We start from the raw sequence: 21162 nt of genomic DNA on the forward strand, positions 1-21162 counted from the left end.
GGCCGGCGTCGGCTATTCAAGCCCAGGCCATGTCGTCGATTTCGATCTCGGCGCTTGGTTCGCCCTTCCAGTCATCGCGCTTGATACGGCCGGCGAGGTAGAATTGCTTGCCGCGCGCGCCCATCAATGCGGCGCCCAGCGCGGTATCGGCGTGGCGAAAGGCGATCGCCTTGCAGCGGGCGCCATCGACCCCGGACAATATCAGCTTGACGTGATGCTCTCCGACGATGCGGCAGTCGATCAGCGTCCACGGCCCCGACGCGACACGCGGCTGTGACCAGCCCTGGCCATAGGGGCCGGCGCAGTCGAGTGTTTCGACCAGCCCGAGGTTGACCCCACGGGGCGCAACCGCCGCATCGCAATCGAGCCCGCGGACGCCGCTGGCGCGGTCGACCGCGCCCGACAGTCGCTCGTTGAGAAACGCGGCGAGGGCATCGACCTTTTCGGCCGCGACCGTCAGCCCCGCCGCCATGGCGTGGCCGCCGCCGGCGATGAGCAGGCCGTGGTCGCGCGCGGCAAGCACGGCAGCGCCCAGATCGACGCCCGGCACCGACCGGCCGGAGCCCTTGCCGATCATGGTGCCGGCGCCATCGTACTGCAGGGCAATGACGATGGCGGGGCGGTGCAGGCGCTCCTTCAGCCGTGACGCGACGATGCCGATGACGCCCGGGTGCCAGCCGGCACCGGCGATGACGGCGATGGCGCTGTTGGCAGCGGTGCCGGCCAATGCCAGCGCCGCTTCGGTCACCTCGGCCTCGATCGTGCGGCGGTCGATGTTGAGGCGGTCGAGTTCCTGCGCCAGCGCCTGGGCTTCGGCCGGGTCGTCGGTGGTCAGCAGGCGGACGCCGAGGTCGGACTTGCCGACCCGGCCGCCGGCATTGACCCGCGGGCCGAGGGCAAAGCCGAGATCGCGGGCCACGGGCGGTTTGGTCAGCCCGGCGGCGTCGATAAGCGCGGTAAGTCCCGGGTTGCGGCGGGCGCGCATGACCTTCAGCCCCTGGGTGACGAAGGCGCGGTTAAGGCCGGTCAGCGGCACGACATCGGCAACGGTGCCCAGCGCGACAAGGTCGAGCAGCGCCGTCAGCTGCGGCTCGGGCACCGCCGAAAAGGCGCCGCGCAGGCGCAGGCAGCGGTTGAGCGCGACCACGAGCAGGAAGGCGACCCCGACGGCCGCGAGATGGCCATGGGCCGCGGCCTGCGGACATTCGTCGAGTCGGTTGGGGTTGACCAATGCCAGGCTGTCGGGGAGTGCCGTTGCGGCCTGGTGATGATCGACGACGATGACATCGAGCGACGCGGCGCGTGCGGCGGCGAGCGCGTCGAACCCCTGGGTGCCGCAATCGACGGTGACGACGAGATCGGCGCCGGCGGCCTTCAGCGCCACCAGTGCATCGGCGGATGGGCCATAGCCTTCGAGCAGCCGGTCGGGGATGTAATGGCCGACGGTGGCGCCGACCTGGCGGAGGTAACGGATGAGGACGGCCGCCGACGTGGCGCCATCGACGTCGTAGTCGCCGAAGACGACGATCGATTCACCGGCGGCGATAGCATCGGCGAGGCGCGTCGCGGCGGCTTCCATGTCCCGGAAGATCGCTGGGTCGGGCAGCCATTCGCGCAGCGTCGGCACCTTCAGCCGGGCGAAATCGTCGGGACTGGCGCCACGGGCGTGAAACAGATGGTGGAGAAGCGCGTCGGCGCCGCGGCCATCGAGATCGGTCCCGGGCATGATGCCGCCGCGCCAGCGCCAGGGTTGGCCCAGGATGGAGGTGGTGGTGTTGAACACAGCCGTCATGGGAGGGTGTTTAGTCCCGACGGCTTGCCGCGCAAGCGCGCTCTGGCGAACGGCCCCGGTCCTGCGACAGCCGGCCGAGCGCTTCTAGGCGCTCTTGTGATCGCGATGTTCACCGCTGACCCAGCGGACGGTGCCCGACGACGCGCGCATGACCACCGACTGGGTGGTGACGACGCCGTCGCGACGGCGCTTGACGCCCTTCAACAGCGAACCATCGGTGACGCCGGTGGCGGCGAAGATGACATCGCCCTTCGCAAGGTCGGTCAGGTCGTAGATGCGATCGAGATCGGTGATGCCCCAGCGGCGGGCGCGGCCGCGTTCATCGTCGTTGCGGAAGATCAGCTTGCCCTGCAACTGGCCACCGACGCAGCGCAATGCGGCCGCCGCGAGCACGCCTTCGGGGGCGCCGCCGCTGCCGATGTACATGTCGATCCCGGTATCGGGGTTGGAGGTGGCGATGACGCCGGCGACATCGCCATCGGGGATCAGCATGATCCCGCAGCCGATGGCACGCAGTTCGGCGATCAGCGCTTCGTGGCGCGGACGATCGAGCACGCAGACGATGAGGTCGGCCGGCGCGACACCCTTGGCAGCGGCCACGGCGGCGACATTCTGGGTTGCGGACTTGCGCAGGTCGATGACGCCGGCGGGATAGCCGGGCCCGACTGCGATCTTGTCCATATAGACGTCGGGCGCGTTGAGCAGGCCGCCTTCCTCCGCGATCGCCAGCACGGCGAGGGCGTTGGGGCCGGCCTTGGCGGTGATCGTCGTGCCTTCGAGCGGATCGAGCGCGATATCGATCTTGGGACCGGTGCCGACACCGTTGAGTTTCTGGCCGCGACCGACCTTTTCCCCGATGAACAGCATCGGCGCTTCGTCGCGTTCGCCTTCGCCAATGACGACGGTGCCGTCGAAATCGAGTTCGTTGAGAGCGTCGCGCATGGCTTCGACAGCGGCGGCGTCGGCGGCCTTTTCATCGCCGCGGCCGATCAGCCGCGCGCAGGCGATGGCGGCGTTTTCCGTGACACGAACCATTTCGAGGACAAGCACGCGGTCGAGTGTCGAGGTCGGGCTGGTGGTCATCATGGCTCCTGCGGCGATTTGCGCCGGGTGTAGGGGGTTTGCGCTGGGGAGGGAAGATTGCGCGTCAAAAATCGAGGATGTGCATCATCACCGGCGCACCGGTAACGGCGTCGCTGCCCTGCATCTGCGCCAGGCTGGCGAGCACGGCGACTTCGGCGCTGACATGGGTGATCATCACCACCATGGCGTCGCCGCTTGCCGACTGGCCGCGTTGCACCAGGCTTTCGATCGACACGCCATGATCGCGCAGCGCCGCTGTCAGCTCCGCGAGCACGCCGGGGCGATCGGCGACGGTGAGGCGGAGGTAATAGCGACCGCGTCGGCTGGCGGGATCGGCGGTGGGCAGCGCGGTGAGAGCGGCGACGGGCATGCCGAAGGGATGGGTGGTCACGCCCCGGGCGATATCGACAAGGTCGGCGACGACGGCGCTGGCCGTGGGGCCTTCGCCGGCGCCGCGGCCCTGGAAGAACAGCCGGCCGACAAAATCGCCTTCTGCCGCCACGGCATTGAGCGCGCCCGAGGCAGCCGCGAGCGGGTGATCGAGCGGCACCAGCGCCGGGTGGACACGCTGGAACAGGGTGCCATCGAGGTTTTCGGCAAGGCCGACGAGCTTGATGCGAAAGCCCAGCGCCGCGGCCTGGTCGAGGTCGGCGAGTTCGATCGCGCGGATGCCCTGGGTGGCGACGCTGCCGAAATCGATGCGCGACCCGAATGCCAGCGCAGCGAGGATGGCAAGCTTGTGGGCGGTGTCGATGCCATCGATGTCGAAGCTGGGGTCCGCCTCGGCAAAGCCTGCCGCCTGGGCTTCGGCAAGAACGGTGGCAAAGGCCAGGCGTTCCGATTCCATGCGCGTCAGGATATAGTTGCAGGTGCCGTTGAGCAGGCCATAGACACGGTCGATGCGGTTGGCGGCCATGCCTTCGCCCAAGGCCTTGATGATCGGGATGCCACCCGCCACGGCGGCTTCGTAGCGCAGTGCCGTGCCGCGCGCTTCGGCGCGGGCGGCGAGATCGAGGCCATGATGGGCAAGCATCGCCTTGTTGGCGGTGACCAGCGCCTTGCCGGCATCGATGCTGCGCCGCGCCAGCGTGAGTGCCGGGCCGTCGGAACCACCGATCAGTTCGACGACCACATCGACATCGTCGCGGCCGGCGAGTTCGGTCGCGTCATCGACCCAGGCGTAGGGTGCGAGATCGAGGTTGCGGTTGCGATTGCGGTCGCGCGCCGACACGGCCGTGACCACGACCGGCCGGTCGGCACGGCGGGCGACGAGATCAGCATTGTCGGCGAGCAGGCGAACGACGCCGGCGCCGACATTGCCGAGGCCGGCGAGGCCGATACGAAGCGGGTGCGGCATGGACGACTCCGGCTGGTTGCACTGCGCGTGTCTTTGCGGGGCGCCGCCAAAAGCGCAAGCGATCGCCGCTCAGCCGGCCTCCGATATATGCGGCAGGTCGATGTCGACACGCAGCCCCGGGGCGTTGTCGGCGAGGGTGAGCGTGCCGCCGTGCAGGCGGGCGATGGCGGCGGCAAGCGAGAGGCCGAGCCCGGCGCCGCCGGCACGCCGTGCGGCATCGATGCGCCCGAACCGGCGCAGCGCGATGCCATGGTTGGCGGACGCGATGCCGGGCCCGCGATCGGCGACGCTGAGCCGGGCGCCGGCGGCGGTGCGCTCTGCCGTCACGGTGATGATGCCGCCGCCGGCACCATAGCGCAGGGCATTGTCGATAAGATTGGCGAGCGCGCGGCTGAGCAGGTTGCGATGCGCCATGACCGGGAGCGGCAGATCGGCGGCAGCGGTCAGGCAAACGCCGGTTTCTTCGGCGAGCGGCTCGTACATGTCGGCAAGGTCGCGTGCCAGCGCCGCGACATCGAATGGCACGAACGCCTCGCGCCCGATGCCGGCTTCGACGCGGCTGATCTCGAGCGCATTTTCGAGCATGGTGAGCAGGGCATCGGCTTCCGCGCCGATGGCAAGGATGTCGTCGGCAGGCTCGCCGGCGTCCGCCGTGCGGGCGAGGCGATCGATCCGTGCCTTCATCCGCGTCAGCGGCGACCGCAGATCATGCGCCAGGCCATCGGTGACCATGCGGATTTCGCCGAGCAGGATTTCGATGCGCGCCAGCATGGCATTGAGCGCGCGGGCCATCGAATCGAAGGCGTCGCCGCCGGGCGCGGGCGGTTCGTCGACGCGGCGCGACAGGTCGCCGGCCGCGACGGCAGCGGCGACATCGGCGATGTTCTGGACACGGGCGGAAATGATCCGCGCCAGGATGAGGCTGGTCAGTGCAGCGAGCACCAGCGCCAGGAAAATGGCGGCAAAAAGGCTGCTTTTGAGCGTGTCGGTGAGCCGTTGTTCGGTTTCGAGGCTGCGCCCGACAAGCAGCCGATAGCCGCCATCGAGCGTCGGGGTGGACACACCGAAGCTTTCGGCGCGGCCATGGTCGGCGCGGTGTAGTTCGGCGCTGGCGAAGCGCCTGCCGACCGGCAGGCCGGCGGGCCATTCCGTGACATTGCCGGCAAGACGGTGTCCGTCGGGGGCGAGCAGCAGGACGGCGGTCGGGCCGGGCAGGCGCAGGTCTTCGGTGATGTCGCGCGCCGCGCGCCGCGGGCCGTCGCGGCGGATGTTTTCCACCAGCAGCGCCGCATCGGCGGCGACGGCGGCGCGGACATCGGCATAAAGCTGGTCCTGCGTCACCCGCCCAATGAAGCCGAGCAGCAACGCGCTGGTGGCGATGAGCGCTGCAAAGACGATCAGGGTGATGCGCGCGGTGGTGGTTCGCCACCGCGCGGGGACCATCGCTTGCCAGCCAGGGCCGTTCGCGGCCGGCAAATCAGTGCGCGCCGAGCCGGTATCCGGCGCCGCGCACCGTGTGGAGCAACGACCGCTGGCTGCCATCGTCGAGCTTCTTGCGCAGCCGGCTGACATGGACATCGATGACGTTGGTGCCCGGGTCGAAATGGTAATCCCAGACGCGTTCCAGCAACATCGTGCGGGTGACGACCTGGCCCTGGTGGCGGAGCAGGAATTCGAGCAGGCTGAACTCGCGCGGCTGCAGCTCGATTCGGCGGCCGGCGCGGGTGACGCGGCGGGTCAGCAGATCGACTTCCAGATCGTCGAAGCTGAGCCTGGTCGGCGGTGCCTCGGCCTGGGGGGTGCCACGCCGGCGCACCGCCTCGATACGCGCCAGCAGCTCGGTGAGCGCAAAGGGCTTGGTGAGGTAATCGTCCGATCCGGCGCGCAGGCCGCGGACGCGCTCATCGAGACTGGCCAGCGCCGACAGCATCACCACCGGCGTGGTGACGCCGCCCGAGCGCAGCGCCGTGACGATCGCCAGGCCGTCGAGCCCGGGCAGCATCCGATCAAGCACGATGGCGTCGTAATGGCCGTCGCTGGCGCGGGCGAGGCCGCTGTTGCCATCATCGGCGATATCGACTTCGAAGCCAGCATCGCCAAGGCCCCTGGCGATGTATTCGGCGGTCATGGGATCGTCTTCGACGCACAGGATCCTAGTCATGGCGCCATGATATGCGGTTTCGGCAGGCAACGTAATGGTTTCGTCATTCCGGGCAAAAGCTTCATGTGCCGGTCAGCTGCCGTGCACGTGCCTATTTTTCGTCGCCCATCCTGAGCGCGGCGATAAAGGCTTCCTGCGGAATGTCGACATTGCCGTATTGCCGCATGCGCTTCTTGCCCTCCTTCTGCTTGTCGAGCAGCTTGCGCTTGCGGCTGGCGTCGCCGCCATAGCATTTCGCGGTCACGTCCTTGCGCATCGCGGCGATGGTTTCGCGCGCGATGACCTTGCCGCCGATCGCCGCCTGGATGGGGATCTTGAACAAATGGCGGGGGATGAGGTCCTTCATCCGCTCGCACATGTGGCGACCGCGGGCTTCGGCGGCGCCGCGGTGGACGATCATCGACAGCGCGTCGACGGGTTCGGCGTTGACCATGATCGACATCTTGACGAGGTCGCCTTCGCGGTGGCCGATCTGGTGGTAGTCGAAGCTGGCATAGCCGCGCGAGATCGACTTAAGCCGATCGTAGAAATCGAAGACGACTTCATTGAGCGGCAGTTCATAGGTGATCTGGGCCCGGCCGCCCACATAGGTCAGGTTCTTCTGGATGCCGCGCCGATCCTGGCAGAGCTTCAACAGCGAGCCGAGATATTCGTCGGGGACGAAGATCGTCGCTTCGATCCACGGCTCTTCCATGAATTCGATCGACGAGGGGTCGGGCATGTCGGCGGGGTTGTGGAGCTCCTTGATCGTGCCGTCGCGCATATGGATCTCATAGACCACCGATGGCGCGGTGGTGATGAGGTCGAGGTCATATTCGCGGGTCAGCCGTTCCTGGATGATTTCGAGGTGCAGAAGCCCCAGGAAACCACAGCGAAAGCCGAAGCCGAGCGCTGCACTGCTTTCGGTCTCGAACGAGAAGCTGGCGTCGTTGAGGCGGAGCTTGCCGAGCGAATCACGCAGCTTCTCGAAATCGGCGGCATCGATCGGGAACAGGCCGCAGAACACCACCGGCTGGACGGTCTTGAAGCCGGGCAGGGCCTCGGCGGTCGGGCGGCGGGCATCGGTGATGGTGTCGCCGACATTGGTCTGGGCGACTTCTTTGATCTGTGCGGTGATGAACCCGATTTCACCCGGGCCGAGCGCGTCGAGCACTTCGATCTTGGGGCGGAAGCAACCGACGCGGTCCACCAGATGGGTGGTGCCGGCCGCCATCATGGTGATCTGCTGGCCCTTTTTGAGAATGCCGTCGATGACGCGGACGAGGATGACGACGCCGAGATAGGGGTCGTACCAGCTGTCCACCAGCATGCATTTCAGCGGGGCGTCGGGATTGCCCTTGGGTGCCGGAATCTCGGTGACGATCGCTTCGAGCAGGTCCTCGATGCCGATGCCGGATTTGGCGCTGGTCAGGACGGCATTGTCGGTGCTGAGGCCGATGACATCCTCGATCTGCTTCTTGACGCGTTCAGGTTCGGCGGCGGGCAGGTCGACCTTGTTGATGACGGGCACGATGACATGGTCGTGCTCGATCGATTGGTAGACGTTGGCAAGGGTCTGGGCCTCGACGCCCTGCGCCGCGTCCACCACCAGCAGCGCGCCTTCGCAGGCGGCAAGGCTGCGCGAAACCTCATAGGCGAAGTCGACATGGCCGGGCGTGTCCATCAGGTTGAGGATGTAGCGCTTGCCGTCCTTGGCTGGATAATCGAGGCGCACCGTCTGCGCCTTGATGGTGATGCCGCGTTCCTTTTCGATGTCCATGTTGTCGAGCACCTGCTCGGACATTTCGCGCGCCGTCAGCCCGCCGGTGGTCTGGATCAGCCGGTCGGCAAGGGTCGATTTCCCGTGATCGATATGCGCGATGATCGAGAAGTTGCGGATGAGGGAGATGTCTGCGGTCATTGTGTCGTCCGTGTAGCAGAGGAGGCGCACAGAGCAATGCGGCGTTGGTGCCGGTCGATCGGCCGGCGAGGCCGGGCTTGGGCATCTGACAGGCCAGCTTGCTTGACCCGGGCGGGGGGTGGCTTCTATCGCGGCGGCAACGCATCAGGAGGCCGCATTGTCGCTCAACATCGCCATCATCGGCGCCGGTCCCGCCGGCTATTACACCGCCGAAGCTGCCCTCAAGCATTGGGGCGGCGCTGCCCGCATCGACATCATCGACCGGTTGCCGACCCCTTATGGCCTGATCCGCGCCGGGGTCGCGCCCGATCACCAGTCGATCAAGGCGGTGACCAAGCGTTATGAGGCGACCAACCTCGGCGCCGGTGTGCGTTTCGTCGGCAATGTGTCGGTGGGCAGCGATGTGACCGTCGCTGAGCTGCTGAACATCTATGACGCCGTGGTGCTGTCGGTCGGCGCGCCGCACGACAAGCCGATCGGCATTCCGGGCGACGATCTGCCCGGCGTGCTCGGCAGCGCCGCCTTTGTCGGCTGGTACAATGGCCATCCGGATTTTGCCGATCTGCAGGTGCCGCTGTCGCACCATGGCGCGGCGATCATCGGCAACGGCAATGTCGCGATCGACTGCGCCCGCATCCTCGCCAAGACCCCCGACGAGCTGGCGGTATCGGACATTGCCGGCCATGCCATCGACGCGCTGCGCCAGTCGGCGGTGCGCGACATCCACATCGTCGGCCGGCGCGGGCCGCACCAGGCGAGCTTCACCACCAAGGAAGCCGGCGAGCTGGGCCATCTGGAGCGCGCGCGCCCGGTGCTGCGCGCCGGCGACCTGCCGCCGCTGGCGGACGATGCGGCGCTCGATCCCGGCCATCGCAAGATGGTCACCCATCTGCGCAGCTTTGCCGAAACGACCGATACGGCCAAGCCGGTGACGATCAATTTCGAATTCTTCCGCCGGCCGGTGGCGGTCGAGGGCAATGGCAAGGCGGAACGGCTGATCGTCGAGACGACGATGCTGGAGAATGGCCAGGCCGTCGGCACCGGCGAGCTCCATGCGATCCCGTGCGGGCTGGTCGTCGCCTGCATCGGCTATCGCACCGCGACGATCGAAGGCGTGCCCTACGACGCCGCCAACGGGCGGTTCGACAGCGATGACGCCGGACGGGTGTTCCAGGGTCTGTATGTCAGCGGCTGGGCGCGGCGCGGCCCGTCGGGAACGATCGGCACCAACCGGCCCGATGGTTTTTCGGTGGTCGAAGCAATCGTCGCCGATGGCGTTGTCGGCAAGGGCGGCGATGCGCCGGCGGCGCTCGATGCGCTGTTGAATAGCCGCGGCGTGCGGGCGACGCATTTCGACCATTGGCAGGTGATCGACGCGCACGAAATCGGCCAGGCGCGACCCGGCGCGCCGCGCGAGAAGCTGGTGCGGGTGGCGGACATGCTCGGTTTGCTGGGCTAGGGAGTCCGAAAACCGCCAGACTTGGGTGCACACCGGCGCTACACCGTCGGCATGATGCTACCCGATCCCGACACATGCTACGCCGCCATGCAGCGGCGTGACCGGGCGTTCGACGGGGTGTTCTTCGTCGGGGTGACATCGACGGGCATCTTCTGCCGGCCGGTGTGCCCGGCGCGGACGCCGCTGCGCAGGAACTGCACCTTCCATGCCGACGCGGCGGCCGCGGTCGCGGCCGGGTTCCGGGCGTGCAAGCGCTGTCGGCCCGAGGCAGCGCCGGGGTCGCCGGCCTGGGCGGGCAGCGCCGCCAGCGTGACACGGGCGCTGGGGCTGATCGATGCCGGCGCGCTCGATGATGCAGTGCCCGTGGAGGCGCTGGGTGACCGGATCGGAGTCGGCGCGCGGCAGGTGCGGCGGCTGTTCGCACGGCATGTCGGCGTGTCGCCGGTGGCGGTTGCGCAGGCCAGGCGGCTGGCGGCAGCCGTGGTGCTGATCGACGCCGGCACCTTGCCGATGGCGCAGGTGGCGCTGGCCGCCGGGTTCGGCAGCGTGCGGCGGTTTAACGAAGTCTTTGCCGCCGTCCATGGCGAAACCCCGGCGGCGCGGCGCAAACGGATGATGGGAGCGAAGGTGATGCAACTGACCTTGTCACGCCAGGCCTCGCCGCTGGGCGAACTGCTGATCGTGTCCGACGCCGATGGCGTGCTGCGGGCGCTCGACTTCCAGGACTATGCCGAGCGGATGCAGCGGCTGCTGGCGCGGCATTATGGCGTGTTCACACTGGTCGAAGCCGGGGTGCCGGCGGGCATTGCGGGGGCGCTCGACGGGTATTTCGGGGGTGACGCGCGGGCGCTCGACGGGCTGCCGGTGGCGACCGCGGGAAGCGATTTCCAGCGCCGGGTCTGGGCGGCGCTGCGGACGATCCCGGCCGGGACCACATGCGGCTATGGCGCGCTGGCGGCGGCGATCGGCCGGCCCGGGGCGGCGCGGGCCGTGGGGCTGGCCAACGGCCTCAACCCCATCGGGATCGTCGTGCCGTGCCACAGGGTCATCGGCGCGTCGGGGGCGTTGACGGGTTATGCCGGCGGGATGGAACGCAAGCGCTGGCTGCTGGCGCACGAGGGGGCGTTGCGCGACTAGATCGCGACGAAGCGGTCCACGCCGAGGGCGTCGGTGATCCGGCGCAGCTGGCCGCGTTCTTCCAGCCAGTGGAGGTGGGCGACCGCCTCGCCGGTGGCGATGCCGTAATCGCTTTCGCCGATCGGCTTGCGGAACAGGGTCGCGAAGCTGTCGACGGCGGTGCGCGGTTCGGCGCAGAAGGCGAGCAGCTTGGCCAGCTTGTCAACATGGTCGGCGCGCAGCTGGTCGAGGCGGGTGTGGAGGCCGGTGAAGGGCTCGTTGTGCGCCGGCAGGACGAGGATGCCGGGGTCGATGGCACGCAGCGTCTCGATGCTTTCCAGCCAGTCGGCGAGCGGGTCGGCAAAGGGTTCGGTGGGATAGACCGAGACATTGCTGGTGATCCGCGGCAGCACCTGGTCACCGGCGATCATGACGTCGTCGCTGACCAGGCAGCTGTGTTCCGGTGCATGGCCGCGACCGGTGACGACGCGCCATTGCCGGGCGCCGATGGTCAGCACGTCGCCGTCCTTGATGCGCTTGAAGCCCGCCGGCAGCGGGCTGATGATCTTGTGGAAATTGCCCCAGGGTTTTTGCCGCATCTCGGTGACCGCCGTGTCGGGCCAGCCGGCACGAATGGAAAAATCGACCGCCTCGGGTGGCGGCGCATCGCGCACATCGAGGATCAGCGAGCGCGCCAGCAGATATTCTGTCCGGGCGATCTCCAGCGGCACGTTCCAGAGCGCGCACAGCCAGCCGGCCAGGCCCAGATGGTCCGGATGGTAATGGGTGACGATGACCCTTGTGACGGGCTTGCCCGCCAATGGCCCGGCGAACAGCCGTTCCCACGCCCGCTTGCTCGCCGGCAGGTTGACGCCGGTATCGACGATCGCCCAGCCGTCCCCGGCGTCGAGCACCCAGAGGTTGATGTGGTCGAGCCCGAACGGCAGCCCCATGCGCGTCCAGTGAATGCCGGGCGCGACTTCGAACAACGTGCCATGGTCGGGCACCCAGCGACCGAACGGATAGTGCAGGTCGCGCAGGTCCTGCGGGGTGCGCGGCTCGGCCGAACTTGCGGCGATGCGCTGGAACGGCAACGCCGGAGCCTCTGAAAGCGACATGTCGGACATCGGATCGGCTTACGGCTGCGACGCCGCCGCGTCGACTAGCAGTCTTGCCGAAGCGTCGCCGGGCAGGGATAGGAGGATGGTGCACCCCAACGCCGTCTTTCGATTCCCCGCCGACAGGGAGGCGCTGGCCTTTGTGGCCGATGTCGGCTTTGCGCATCTGTTCGCGATGACGCCCGATGGCCCGCGGGTGGCGCATGTGCCGCTGCTGGTGGTGCCCTCCGGCGTGCTGCGGTTTCATCTGAGCAATGGCAATGCGCTGGCAAGGCATCTGGACGGCGCCGTGGCCGTGGCGAGTGTCGGCGGGCCGGGCAGTTACATCAGCCCCAACTGGTATGCGGATCCGGCAAACAATTTGCCGACATGGAATTACCGCACGGTGGAAATCGAAGGTCGTGTGACGGCGCTCGGGTGGGACGCACTGCGCGACCTGCTCGACCTGTCGGCGGCGACATTCGAACCGCGGGTCGGGCAGGATTGGACCATGGCGAAGATGGACCCCGGCCGGCGCGACGCGATGATGCGGGCGATCACCGCTTATGAGCTGGTGCCGACCGCGCTGCGCTCCACCGACAAGGCCAGCCAGAATCGCAGCGAGGCCGATGCGCGGGCGGTAATGGCAGCCTTGGCGACGATCGGCGACGATGACGGTGCGGCGGCGGTAAAGCGGAGGCGGGGATGGTAAAGCTGGCGGTGTTCGATTGCGACGGCACGCTGATCGACAGCCAGGTCAATATCCTGCGCGCCATGGGGCAGAGCTTTGCGCGCGCCGGGCTGCCGGCACCGGCGGACCATGATATCCGCCGGGTGGTCGGGCTGAGCCTGGTTGAATCGATGCAGGTGCTGCTTCCCGAAGCGGAGCCCGCGCTGCACGTCCGGCTGGCGCAGGACTATAAGGGCGCATTCCAGCGGCTGCGCGCCGACCGTTCGCTCGACCCCGAACCCTTGTACGACGGGGTGGCGGACCTGCTCGATGCGCTGCGCGACGATGGCTGGCTGCTCGGCGTGGCGACCGGAAAGTCGGACCGCGGGTTGGCGTTGGCGTTGGCGCACCACGGGCTGTCCGGGCATTTCGTGACGCTGCAGACGGCGGATCGGCATCCGTCGAAACCGCATCCGGCGATGCTGCGCGCGGCATTGGCGGAGGCCGGGGCGACGCCGCACCAGGCCGTCATCATCGGCGATACGGTGTACGACATGGCGATGGGCGCCAAGGCCGGGGTGCGCGCCATCGGCGTCGATTGGGGGTATCACGAGGCAGCGGAATTGATCGATGCCGGTGCCATCGGCGTCGCGGCGGACACGGGGGCGTTGCGAGGATTGATCGATGGATAGACGCGAAACCCCGGCTGAGCCGGTTGTCATCATGCCCGTGGCCGAAGCGCGGCGGCGCTATCTTTTGTACGTCGCGATGAAACTTGCCGGACTGGCGGCGCTGTTCGGCGGCGTCTTCCTGGTGCGCGGCGGCCATGCGGCGGTGGGGCTGCCGCTGATGGCGGTCGGTGCGGCGACGATGTTCATCCGGCCGCGGATGATCGGGCTGACCAAGGGGTCGCGGCGGCCGTGAAGCGTTTTTACACGGCCGCGGCGGTGACCGGCGACGGGCCATTCGGCGTGGCGCTGGATGGCAAGCCGCTGCGGACACCGGCGCGGGCGGCGCTGGCGGTGCCGGGGCGCGCGCTGGCGGCGGCGATCGCAGTGGAGTGGAACGCGCAGGTAACCGAGATCCAGCCGCGGACGATGCCGTTGACCGGCCTTGCCAATGCCGCGATCGACCGCGTCGCGCCCGATGTGGAGGGTTTTGCCGACGGTCTGGCGCGGTTCGCGGAAAATGAACTGCTGACCTATCGCGCCGCGCATCCGGCGCCGCTGGTCGCGGCGCAAGCGGCGGCGTGGGATCCGTGGCTGGACTGGGCACGGCGACGTTACGATGTCGATTTCGCCCTTATCGAAGGTGTCATCCACCGTCCGCAGCCGCCGGCGACCCTGTTACGGGTGCAGGCGGCCTTTCGGGCGCTGGACGCGTTCCGGCTGGCGGCGCTGAACCCCGTAGTGACGATATCGGGGTCGGCAATCATCGGCCTGGCGGTGGCCGAAGGGGCGATGGATGCCGCAACAGCCTGGGCGGTCGGCCACCTCGACGAGCTGTGGCAGGCCGAACAATGGGGCAAGGACCCGCTGGCCGAGGCCGGCCATGCCGAGCGGCAGGCCGACCTTGGCGCAGCGGTGGCGATGCTGCAGTTGCTTTAGCGCTGCCTTCGATCGCGGCGGTGTCGACCCGACTTGGTCGAAATCGCGCTAGGCCGAAACAGCCGTGACGGTGCGGCGGCGGCGCATGGCGGCGCCGGTCAGCCCGAAGCCTGCGATCAGCATGGCCCAGCTGGCGGGTTCGGGGACGACGCCCTGGCTGGCCGATTCGACACCCAGGATGTCAAACGCCCATTGGTTGCTGCGCGGGTTGTTGGGCGTGCCCGAGACATCGTCGAACGTCGTAGCGCCGGCGAAGGTGCCCGACAGATTGTCCGGTGCGAAATTGGGATAGACCTGGACCGAGACCCGATAGTTGCCGGCGCCCAATGACGACGTCAGGAACGTGTCCCAGCATTGGCCGGATACGGCGTCGGCGGCGACAAGGCCGCAGCCGCCATCGTCGTTCTCGTTTATACGGACGCCCGACGACAGGTCGAACAGCGCCAGGATGGGATCGAAGCCGCCGCGCGCGATCGTCTGGCCGGCCGCGTTGACTCCACCGGCATAGCTCCACGTCCGCAGCGTCACATTCGACGGCGCGCCGACGGCAAAGTCGAAGAACTGGACCGTGCCCGGATTGGGCAAGGCGCCGGTGAACGAGAAGTCGGCGGCGTTGGCGGCAGTGGAAACAAGGACTGCGGCAGCGCCGAGCAACATGGATCGCAACATGAAAATTTCCCCTTGGTAGACACGAAGCCTGATGGACGAAACACTGTGGCGTCGGAAACCCGTGCACTCTGCGGCGCACTATGGGATGAATATCCATTCATATGAACGAAGTGTCCACTATCGAAAGTCGGGCCTGCAAAAAAAATCTCGCCACCCCCGCGAGCGCCACCTATCAATCCGGCCAGCGATAAACCCGCCCTGGGCGGCTATCGTCGGATGCAGAGACGGGCATGGGGAAGCCATTGGCATGTTGAAGACCTTGGAAGACCTGGAGCGGCGCCGCGACGCGGCGCATGCTGGCGGCGGGCCGAAGCGCGTCGCGGCCCAGCATGCGAAGGGCCGGCTGACGGCGCGCGAGCGGCTCGACATCCTGCTCGATCCGGGCTCGTTCGAGGAGCTCGACATGTATGTCGAGCATAATTGTGTCGACTTCGGCATGGCCGAACAGACCTTCCCCGGCGATGGCGTCGTCACCGGCTCCGGCACGATCAACGGTCGGCTGGTCTTTGTGTTCTCGCAGGACTTCACCGTGTTCGGCGGCTCATTGTCCGAACGTCACGCCCAGAAGATCTGCAAGATCATGGATATGGCGATGAAGGTCGGGGCGCCGGTGATCGGCCTCAATGATTCGGGCGGGGCGCGCATCCAGGAGGGCGTGGCATCGCTGGGCGGCTATGCCGAGGTGTTCCAGCGCAATGTGCTGGCGAGCGGCGTTGTGCCCCAACTCAGCCTGATCATGGGGCCGTGCGCCGGCGGCGCCGTCTATTCGCCGGCGATGACCGACTTCATTTTCATGGTGAAGGATTCCAGCTACATGTTCGTCACCGGACCCGATGTGGTCAAGACGGTGACCAACGAGATCGTTACCCAGGAGGATCTGGGCGGCGCCATCACCCATACGACGAAGTCGGGGGTCGCCGATGTGGCGATGGAGGACGATGTCGACGCGCTGCTGCGCACCCGGACGTTCTTCGACTATCTGCCGCTCAACAACCGCGACGGCGCGCCGTTCCGCCCATCCGCCGACGATCCGATGCGCAGCGAGCCGAGCCTCGATACGCTGGTGCCGCCCAGCGCCAGCAAGCCCTATGACATGCACGAACTGATCCGAAAGGTTGCCGACGAAGGCGAATTCTTTGAGCTGCAACCGGCCCATGCCGGCAACATCATCATCGGCTTCGCGCGCATCGAAGGCCATACGGTCGGCATTGTCGCCAACCAGCCGTTGGTGCTCGCCGGGTGCCTCGACATCAATTCGTCGAAAAAGGCAGCGCGATTCGTGCGCTTCTGCGATGCCTTCAGCATCCCGATCGTGACCTTTGTCGATGTGCCGGGCTTTCTTCCCGGGGTGGCGCAGGAACATAGCGGCATCATCAAGCATGGTGCCAAGCTGTTGTTCGCCTATGCCGAAGCGACGGTGCCCAAGATCACCGTCATCACCCGCAAGGCCTATGGCGGCGCCTATGACGTGATGGCGTCAAAGCACCTGCGCGGCGACCTGAACTATGCCTGGCCGACGGCGGAAATCGCCGTGATGGGCGCCAAGGGGGCGGTGGAGATCATCTTCCGCGGGCGATCGGCGGAGGAAATCGCGGCGCGGACGGCGGAATATGAAGCACGTTTCGCCAACCCGTTCGTGGCGGCGTCGAAAGGCTTCATCGACGAGGTCATCATGCCGCACGCAACACGCAAGCGCATCGCCGTGGGGCTGCGCAAGCTGCGCAACAAACGCCTGGAGAACCCCTGGAAGAAGCACGACAATATCCCGCTTTGAGGTGGCGCCTCAGTCGGCCGGCCAGCGGCGTGCCGCGTCTGCCACCTGCGCCCGCGACCAGCGGCACAGGTGGACGGGGGCGTTGGGCGGATAATAGTCGGCGAAGCTGTCGACCGGCTTCGGCAACCCGAAGGGCGGTGCCAGCAGGTTGATGAGGCGGAAGCCACCCGAAGTGATGTCGGCGTTGGTGGTGCCGGTGAACAGCGATTCGGTGACGAGCCATTCGATCGACGACGCGGCGAAATTGCGCAGCGTCGCGCGGATGTCGGCGTTCGACAGGTGAAAGAGCACGTGCCGGCACAACCAGAGATCGGCCTGCGGCAACGGCCCGTCGACGATGTCGATGTTGATGAAGCGGTGGCGCGCATCGCTGTATTTGTCCTGCAGGTCGGCGACCAGCGCCTCGACGATATCGCCGCCGATATATCGGGTGCGCTCGGGCAGCCGCAGATGCCGGGCCCAGTTGAAGTCGCCGCAGGGCGCATCGAGAAAGGTTTCGACGTCGAGCGCTTCCAGCAGCTTGGGCAGTTCGGTCCGCACGCTGCCGGTGTTGTCGAGGGTGCTGCCGCGACCGCTGACCGATTCGCGCGACCCCCAGCGATTGTCCCTGTAGATCGTGGAAAAGGCGCTTTTGCGATCCGAATATTCGCTGCCGGACCAGCGCCGGTCCTGGTGGAACAGCGGATAAACCGCCTCCCACACCATGCGCGGCACGGCCGGGTTGGCCCGAATGGAATCGCGCACGAAAGAACGTAGATATCCCATGGCCGCCCCCGCCTGAACCTTACCAAAAAATGTACGACGCTGCGACGCCGGCGCGCAAGTGCCGATGCGGCGCTGGTCGCGGCGCCGGCCTGCCGCTATGGCGTGGGCAATGCTCGCGCCTGCGCTTTATGACCTGCTCAAATTCGTCCACATCACCGGCGTGGTCATGCTGATGGGCAATATCACCGTGACGGCGATCTGGAAGTTTTTCGCCGATCGCGATGGACGCGCCGAAGTGCTTGGCTTTGCACAGAAACTGGTGACCTACACCGACTGGTCGATGACGGTCTGGGGCGTCGTGCTGACCATGGTCGGCGGCTATGGCATGGCGGCGATGGCGGGGTGGGACCTGATCGGCGCGCGCTGGTTGTTGGCGAGCCAGGGGCTGTTCGTCATCGCCGGGCTGATCTGGTTGCTGGTCATCGTGCCGATCCAGCGGCGGCAGGCCAGGATGGCGCGCATGTTTGCGCAGGGGGGCGTCGTGCCCGATGCCTATCGGCGCGAGTCACGCCGGTGGCTGGCATGGGGCCTGGTTTCCACCGTGCCGCTGGTCGCGGCAACCTGGCTGATGGTCGCCAAACCGTTCTGATCCGTGCCGCGACGCAGCGTCGGGCGCGATCGGAATTGGTCGGGGTGCGCTGCGACAGGCCGCGCGGGCGGCTGACGATGCCGAAAAAAATCGAAATGGTGCGGCGCGGTAAGTGCATGAAGACAAACCGTCGAAATCGATAAGCTACCGCACTGGTGTACTATACCCGTTTTTCGTGACGTTAATATGACAGTTTGTGCTTGATCGCGTCGCAAAAGACGCGCAGATTTTCCCACATGGCGGAAACGTCGATATTCGAACCGACTCAGGGTCCGGCGGGCATTGCCACGAAATCGGGCAGGACACCGTCGACGCTGGTGGATGAGGAGTGTAGCAATGACCAATAATCGTCGCCTCGCATCGTGCATCATCGCTGCGACAGTTCTTGTGACATCTATACCGGTTCTGGCGGGACCGACTGATACGTACGAAAGCGTCAACGTCGATACGCGGGGACTTGATCTTTCCAGTCCGGAAGGCGCGCAGCAACTGATGCGGCGGGTTGATTATTCGATCAACAAGGCATGCGGTCCGGTCGAATTCATGTCACGCGATCTTGCCGCGCCCAGGGAAGCCTGTCGTGCCGAAGCGCGGGCCGCCGTCGCGCCGCAATTGCGCCGTCTGCTGGCCCGTACCAGCCCCCGTGTCGCCACCAACTAGCCCGGGCATCGACCCGCGCAATTAGAAGAGGGTTGCCGGCGCGGCCTTGCACGTCGCGCCATGGCGGGTATGGAAGAACCCCTGTCCGCATGGGGGTCGCTTGGTGTTCAAGAAAATACTGATTGCCAACCGTGGTGAGATTGCCTGCCGGGTCATTCGATCGGCCCGGGCCATGGGGATCGCCACGGTGGCCGTCTATTCGGACGCCGATGCCAATGCCCTGCATGTGCGCGAGGCCGATGAGGCGGTGCACATCGGGCCTTCGCCTGCGGCGGAATCCTATCTCGTCGCCGACAAGATCGTTGCGGCCTGCCTGGCGACGGGCGCCGAAGCCGTGCATCCTGGCTATGGCTTCCTGAGCGAGCGCGCCAGTTTTGTCGAAGCGCTGAGCGCTGCCGGCATTGCCTTCATCGGGCCGCCGGCATCGGCGATCGCCGCAATGGGCGACAAGATCGAATCGAAGCGCCGCGCCCTTGCCGCCGGCGTTTCGGTGGTTCCGGGTTTCGTCGGGGAGATCGACGACACCGAACATGCGGTGCGCATCGCGTCGGATATCGGCTATCCGGTGATGATGAAGGCCAGCGCCGGTGGCGGCGGCAAGGGCATGCGGCTGGCGTGGAGCGAAGCCGATGTCCGCGAGGGCTTTGAAGCGACGCGCCGCGAAGGGCTGGCGAGCTTTGGCGACGACCGGGTGTTCATCGAGAAGTTCGTCGAGCAGCCCCGCCATATCGAGATCCAGCTTATCGGCGACGCCCATGGCAATGTCATCTACCTAAACGAGCGCGACTGTTCGATTCAGCGGCGCCACCAGAAGGTCGTCGAGGAAGCGCCGTCGCCGTTCGTGACGCCGGAAATGCGCAAGGCGATGGGTGAGCAGGCCGTCGCGCTGGCCAAGAACGTGGGCTACACCAGCGCCGGGACGGTGGAATTCATCGCCGGCGCCGACCGCAGCTTCTACTTTCTCGAAATGAACACCCGGTTGCAGGTCGAGCATCCGGTGACCGAGTGCATCACCGGGCTCGATCTTGTCGAGCTGATGATCCGCGTCGCTGCCGGCGAGGCGTTGCCCTTTCGCCAGGACGATGTGCAGCTGAACGGCTGGGCGATCGAGACCCGGGTTTATGCCGAGGACCCGTATCGCGGCTTCCTGCCGTCCATCGGCCGGCTGTCGGCGTGCCGGCCGCCCGAGCCCGGTCGCCTGGGGCCGGCACTGGTGCGGATCGACACCGGCGTCGTCGAAGGCGCTGAGATCAGCATGTTTTATGACCCGATGATCGCCAAGCTGATCACCTGGGCGCCGACGCGGGCACTGGCCATCGCCGCGCAGGCCGATGCGCTCGACCGCTATTTCATCCGCGGCATCAGCCACAATATCGATTTCCTGTCGGCGATCATGGCACATCCGCGCTTTCAGGCCGGCGAGAATGTGACGACGGGCTTCATTGCCGAGGAATATCCGGACGGTTTTCAGGGCAGCGCTGCCGATGGCGCGACGGCGGATGCGATCATCGCCGCCGCTGCCGTCGTGCAGGCGATCGAGGCCGAGCGCGCGCAGCTGATCGACGGACAATTGTCGGGCAGCGGCGCCGAATATGGCGAGGACTGGGTGGTCGAGATGGGCGGAACCCAGACGCCCGTCAGCATCAGCGGCGATGGCGGGCGGTTCGATGTGCTGGTCGATGGCCGCGACGTCGCCGTATCCACCGACTGGCGTGTGGGTTCGCCGCTGTTCGAGGCCGAGATCGACGGCGTGGCGCGCAGCCTGACAGTGGAGAAAACCGGCAGCGGGTTGAAGATCACCACGCGCGGCGCCGGCCACAAGGTGCGGGTGCTGACCCCGCGCGCCGCCGAACTGGCGCGCTACATGATCCCGAAAGTGGCACCGGACATGAGCCGGTTCCTGCTGTGCCCGATGCCGGGGCTGGTCGTGTCCGTGGCGGTGACGGAGGGCGACAAGGTCGAGGCGGGCCAGCAGCTGGCGACGGTCGAGGCGATGAAGATGGAGAATATCCTTCGTGCCGAAAAGTCCGGCACCATCGGCAAGGTGCTCGCCAAGGCGGGGGATTCGCTCACGGTCGATGCCGTGATCCTGGAATTTGCGAGCTGAGGCCATCGCGGTCGGCCCGCTGCGGCGCGGACCAGTCCCGCATCAATCCTTGTCGAAAAGCTTGTGGAGTTCGCCCTTGGCAGCTTCGAGCACCTGCAGCTGCGCCTTGGGCAGATTATGGCCTGCGCGGTTGATATAGAAGGTCAGCATGCCCATCGTCGATTGCAGCGGCGTGCCCTTGCGACGATGGCTTGCTTCGGCGGATTGTTTCAGCCCGCGGGCGATGGCGGCAGGGTCGTCCTTCGTGAACAGGCCTTCTTCGACATCGAGTGCGTCCGAATGTTCGGTGACGTCCTGTGACCATTTGTCGACCATGGCGGGTTCCTTTGCCGGTGCAGAAAAGAAGAACCCGCCAA

General features: G+C 66.8%; 20 protein-coding genes. 10 read left to right on the forward strand and 10 right to left on the reverse strand.

The window, feature by feature from the left end; translation table 11 throughout:
• Positions 1-16 precede the first annotated feature (16 nt).
• The 6 genes from recJ to lepA all read right to left on the reverse strand — a co-directional run bounded on the left by recJ (position 17) and on the right by lepA (position 8293).
• Entirely contained in the window at positions 17-1792 is a 1776-nt protein-coding gene (gene recJ / locus GGQ62_RS00305) for a single-stranded-DNA-specific exonuclease RecJ (RefSeq protein ID WP_167649410.1), read from the reverse strand.
• Positions 1793-1876: 84 nt separating this feature from the next.
• Entirely contained in the window at positions 1877-2875 is a 999-nt protein-coding gene (gene glpX, locus GGQ62_RS00310) for a class II fructose-bisphosphatase (protein WP_152579042.1), read from the reverse strand.
• Positions 2876-2939: 64 nt separating this feature from the next.
• Positions 2940-4232, reverse strand: coding sequence for a homoserine dehydrogenase (locus tag GGQ62_RS00315; RefSeq protein WP_152579041.1), 1293 nt, complete (start codon positions 4230-4232; stop codon positions 2940-2942).
• A gap of 69 nt (positions 4233-4301) precedes the next feature.
• Positions 4302-5675 carry a sensor histidine kinase gene (locus GGQ62_RS00320; protein ID WP_167649411.1) on the reverse strand — a complete coding sequence of 458 codons (1374 nt, stop codon included), beginning with the start codon at positions 5673-5675 and terminating at the stop codon, positions 4302-4304.
• 34 nt (positions 5676-5709) lie between these two features.
• Positions 5710-6393: a response regulator transcription factor gene (locus GGQ62_RS00325; protein ID WP_152579039.1), complete on the reverse strand. Its 684-nt coding sequence runs from the start codon at positions 6391-6393 to the stop codon at positions 5710-5712.
• Between the two features lie 91 nt (positions 6394-6484).
• Positions 6485-8293, reverse strand: a complete 1809-nt coding sequence (lepA, locus tag GGQ62_RS00330; RefSeq protein ID WP_152579038.1) for a translation elongation factor 4 — start codon at positions 8291-8293, stop codon at positions 6485-6487.
• Positions 8294-8450: 157 nt separating this feature from the next.
• Between lepA and GGQ62_RS00335 the strand changes: the two genes are divergently transcribed.
• Positions 8451-9752 (forward strand): FAD-dependent oxidoreductase, encoded by a 1302-nt coding sequence (locus GGQ62_RS00335; RefSeq protein ID WP_152579037.1) that lies wholly within the window; start codon positions 8451-8453, stop codon positions 9750-9752.
• Between the two features lie 51 nt (positions 9753-9803).
• Positions 9804-10889: a bifunctional transcriptional activator/DNA repair enzyme AdaA gene (locus tag GGQ62_RS16515; RefSeq protein ID WP_207791804.1), complete on the forward strand. Its 1086-nt coding sequence runs from the start codon at positions 9804-9806 to the stop codon at positions 10887-10889.
• Here GGQ62_RS16515 and GGQ62_RS00350 read toward each other — a convergent pair.
• Positions 10886-11995, reverse strand: coding sequence for an MBL fold metallo-hydrolase (locus GGQ62_RS00350; RefSeq protein ID WP_243446312.1), 1110 nt, complete (start codon positions 11993-11995; stop codon positions 10886-10888). The genes GGQ62_RS16515 and GGQ62_RS00350 overlap by 4 nt on opposite strands.
• 76 nt (positions 11996-12071) lie before the next feature.
• On the opposite strand from GGQ62_RS00350, the gene GGQ62_RS00355 reads away from it, so the two are divergent.
• Genes GGQ62_RS00355 through GGQ62_RS00370 form a run of 4 tightly spaced genes read left to right on the forward strand, consistent with a single transcriptional unit; the run spans position 12072 to position 14242 of the window.
• On the forward strand, positions 12072-12677 hold the full coding sequence (locus GGQ62_RS00355; protein ID WP_153401491.1) for an FMN-binding negative transcriptional regulator: 606 nt from the start codon (positions 12072-12074) through the stop codon (positions 12675-12677).
• Positions 12671-13327 carry an HAD-IA family hydrolase gene (locus GGQ62_RS00360; protein WP_152579036.1) on the forward strand — a complete coding sequence of 219 codons (657 nt, stop codon included), beginning with the start codon at positions 12671-12673 and terminating at the stop codon, positions 13325-13327. The genes GGQ62_RS00355 and GGQ62_RS00360 overlap by 7 nt, the downstream gene beginning before the upstream one ends.
• Positions 13320-13559 (forward strand): hypothetical protein, encoded by a 240-nt coding sequence (locus GGQ62_RS00365; RefSeq protein WP_152579035.1) that lies wholly within the window; start codon positions 13320-13322, stop codon positions 13557-13559. The genes GGQ62_RS00360 and GGQ62_RS00365 overlap by 8 nt, the downstream gene beginning before the upstream one ends.
• Positions 13556-14242: an ATP12 family chaperone protein gene (locus GGQ62_RS00370; RefSeq protein WP_152579034.1), complete on the forward strand. Its 687-nt coding sequence runs from the start codon at positions 13556-13558 to the stop codon at positions 14240-14242. Before GGQ62_RS00365 ends, GGQ62_RS00370 begins: the two co-directional genes overlap by 4 nt.
• A gap of 48 nt (positions 14243-14290) precedes the next feature.
• Here the strand turns inward: GGQ62_RS00370 and GGQ62_RS00375 are convergent, their stop codons facing one another.
• Positions 14291-14911 carry a DVUA0089 family protein gene (locus GGQ62_RS00375; protein WP_243446311.1) on the reverse strand — a complete coding sequence of 207 codons (621 nt, stop codon included), beginning with the start codon at positions 14909-14911 and terminating at the stop codon, positions 14291-14293.
• A gap of 247 nt (positions 14912-15158) precedes the next feature.
• On the opposite strand from GGQ62_RS00375, the gene GGQ62_RS00380 reads away from it, so the two are divergent.
• A complete protein-coding gene (locus tag GGQ62_RS00380) occupies positions 15159-16685 on the forward strand; it encodes an acyl-CoA carboxylase subunit beta (protein WP_152579033.1) in 1527 nt (508 codons plus the stop codon).
• Positions 16686-16694: 9 nt separating this feature from the next.
• Here the strand turns inward: GGQ62_RS00380 and GGQ62_RS00385 are convergent, their stop codons facing one another.
• A complete protein-coding gene (locus GGQ62_RS00385; protein WP_152579032.1) occupies positions 16695-17429 on the reverse strand; it encodes a class I SAM-dependent methyltransferase in 735 nt (244 codons plus the stop codon).
• Positions 17430-17559: 130 nt separating this feature from the next.
• Here GGQ62_RS00385 and GGQ62_RS00390 point away from each other — a divergent pair, with 130 nt between their 5' ends.
• From GGQ62_RS00390 to GGQ62_RS00400, 3 genes are all read left to right on the forward strand, one after another.
• Entirely contained in the window at positions 17560-18039 is a 480-nt protein-coding gene (locus GGQ62_RS00390; protein ID WP_152579031.1) for a DUF2269 family protein, read from the forward strand.
• 336 nt (positions 18040-18375) lie between these two features.
• Positions 18376-18699 carry a UrcA family protein gene (locus tag GGQ62_RS00395; protein ID WP_167649412.1) on the forward strand — a complete coding sequence of 108 codons (324 nt, stop codon included), beginning with the start codon at positions 18376-18378 and terminating at the stop codon, positions 18697-18699.
• A 103-nt stretch (positions 18700-18802) separates the two neighbouring features.
• Complete coding sequence (locus GGQ62_RS00400; RefSeq protein ID WP_167649413.1) at positions 18803-20806, forward strand: acetyl-CoA carboxylase biotin carboxylase subunit; 2004 nt, start codon at positions 18803-18805, stop codon at positions 20804-20806.
• Positions 20807-20848: 42 nt separating this feature from the next.
• On the opposite strand, the gene GGQ62_RS00405 is transcribed toward GGQ62_RS00400, so the two are convergent.
• Positions 20849-21121, reverse strand: a complete 273-nt coding sequence (locus GGQ62_RS00405; RefSeq protein ID WP_152579215.1) for a DUF3175 domain-containing protein — start codon at positions 21119-21121, stop codon at positions 20849-20851.
• Positions 21122-21162: the final 41 nt, after the last annotated feature.

This window comes from Polymorphobacter fuscus, assembly GCF_011927825.1.
GTDB classification, from domain to species: domain Bacteria; phylum Pseudomonadota; class Alphaproteobacteria; order Sphingomonadales; family Sphingomonadaceae; genus Sandarakinorhabdus; species Sandarakinorhabdus fusca.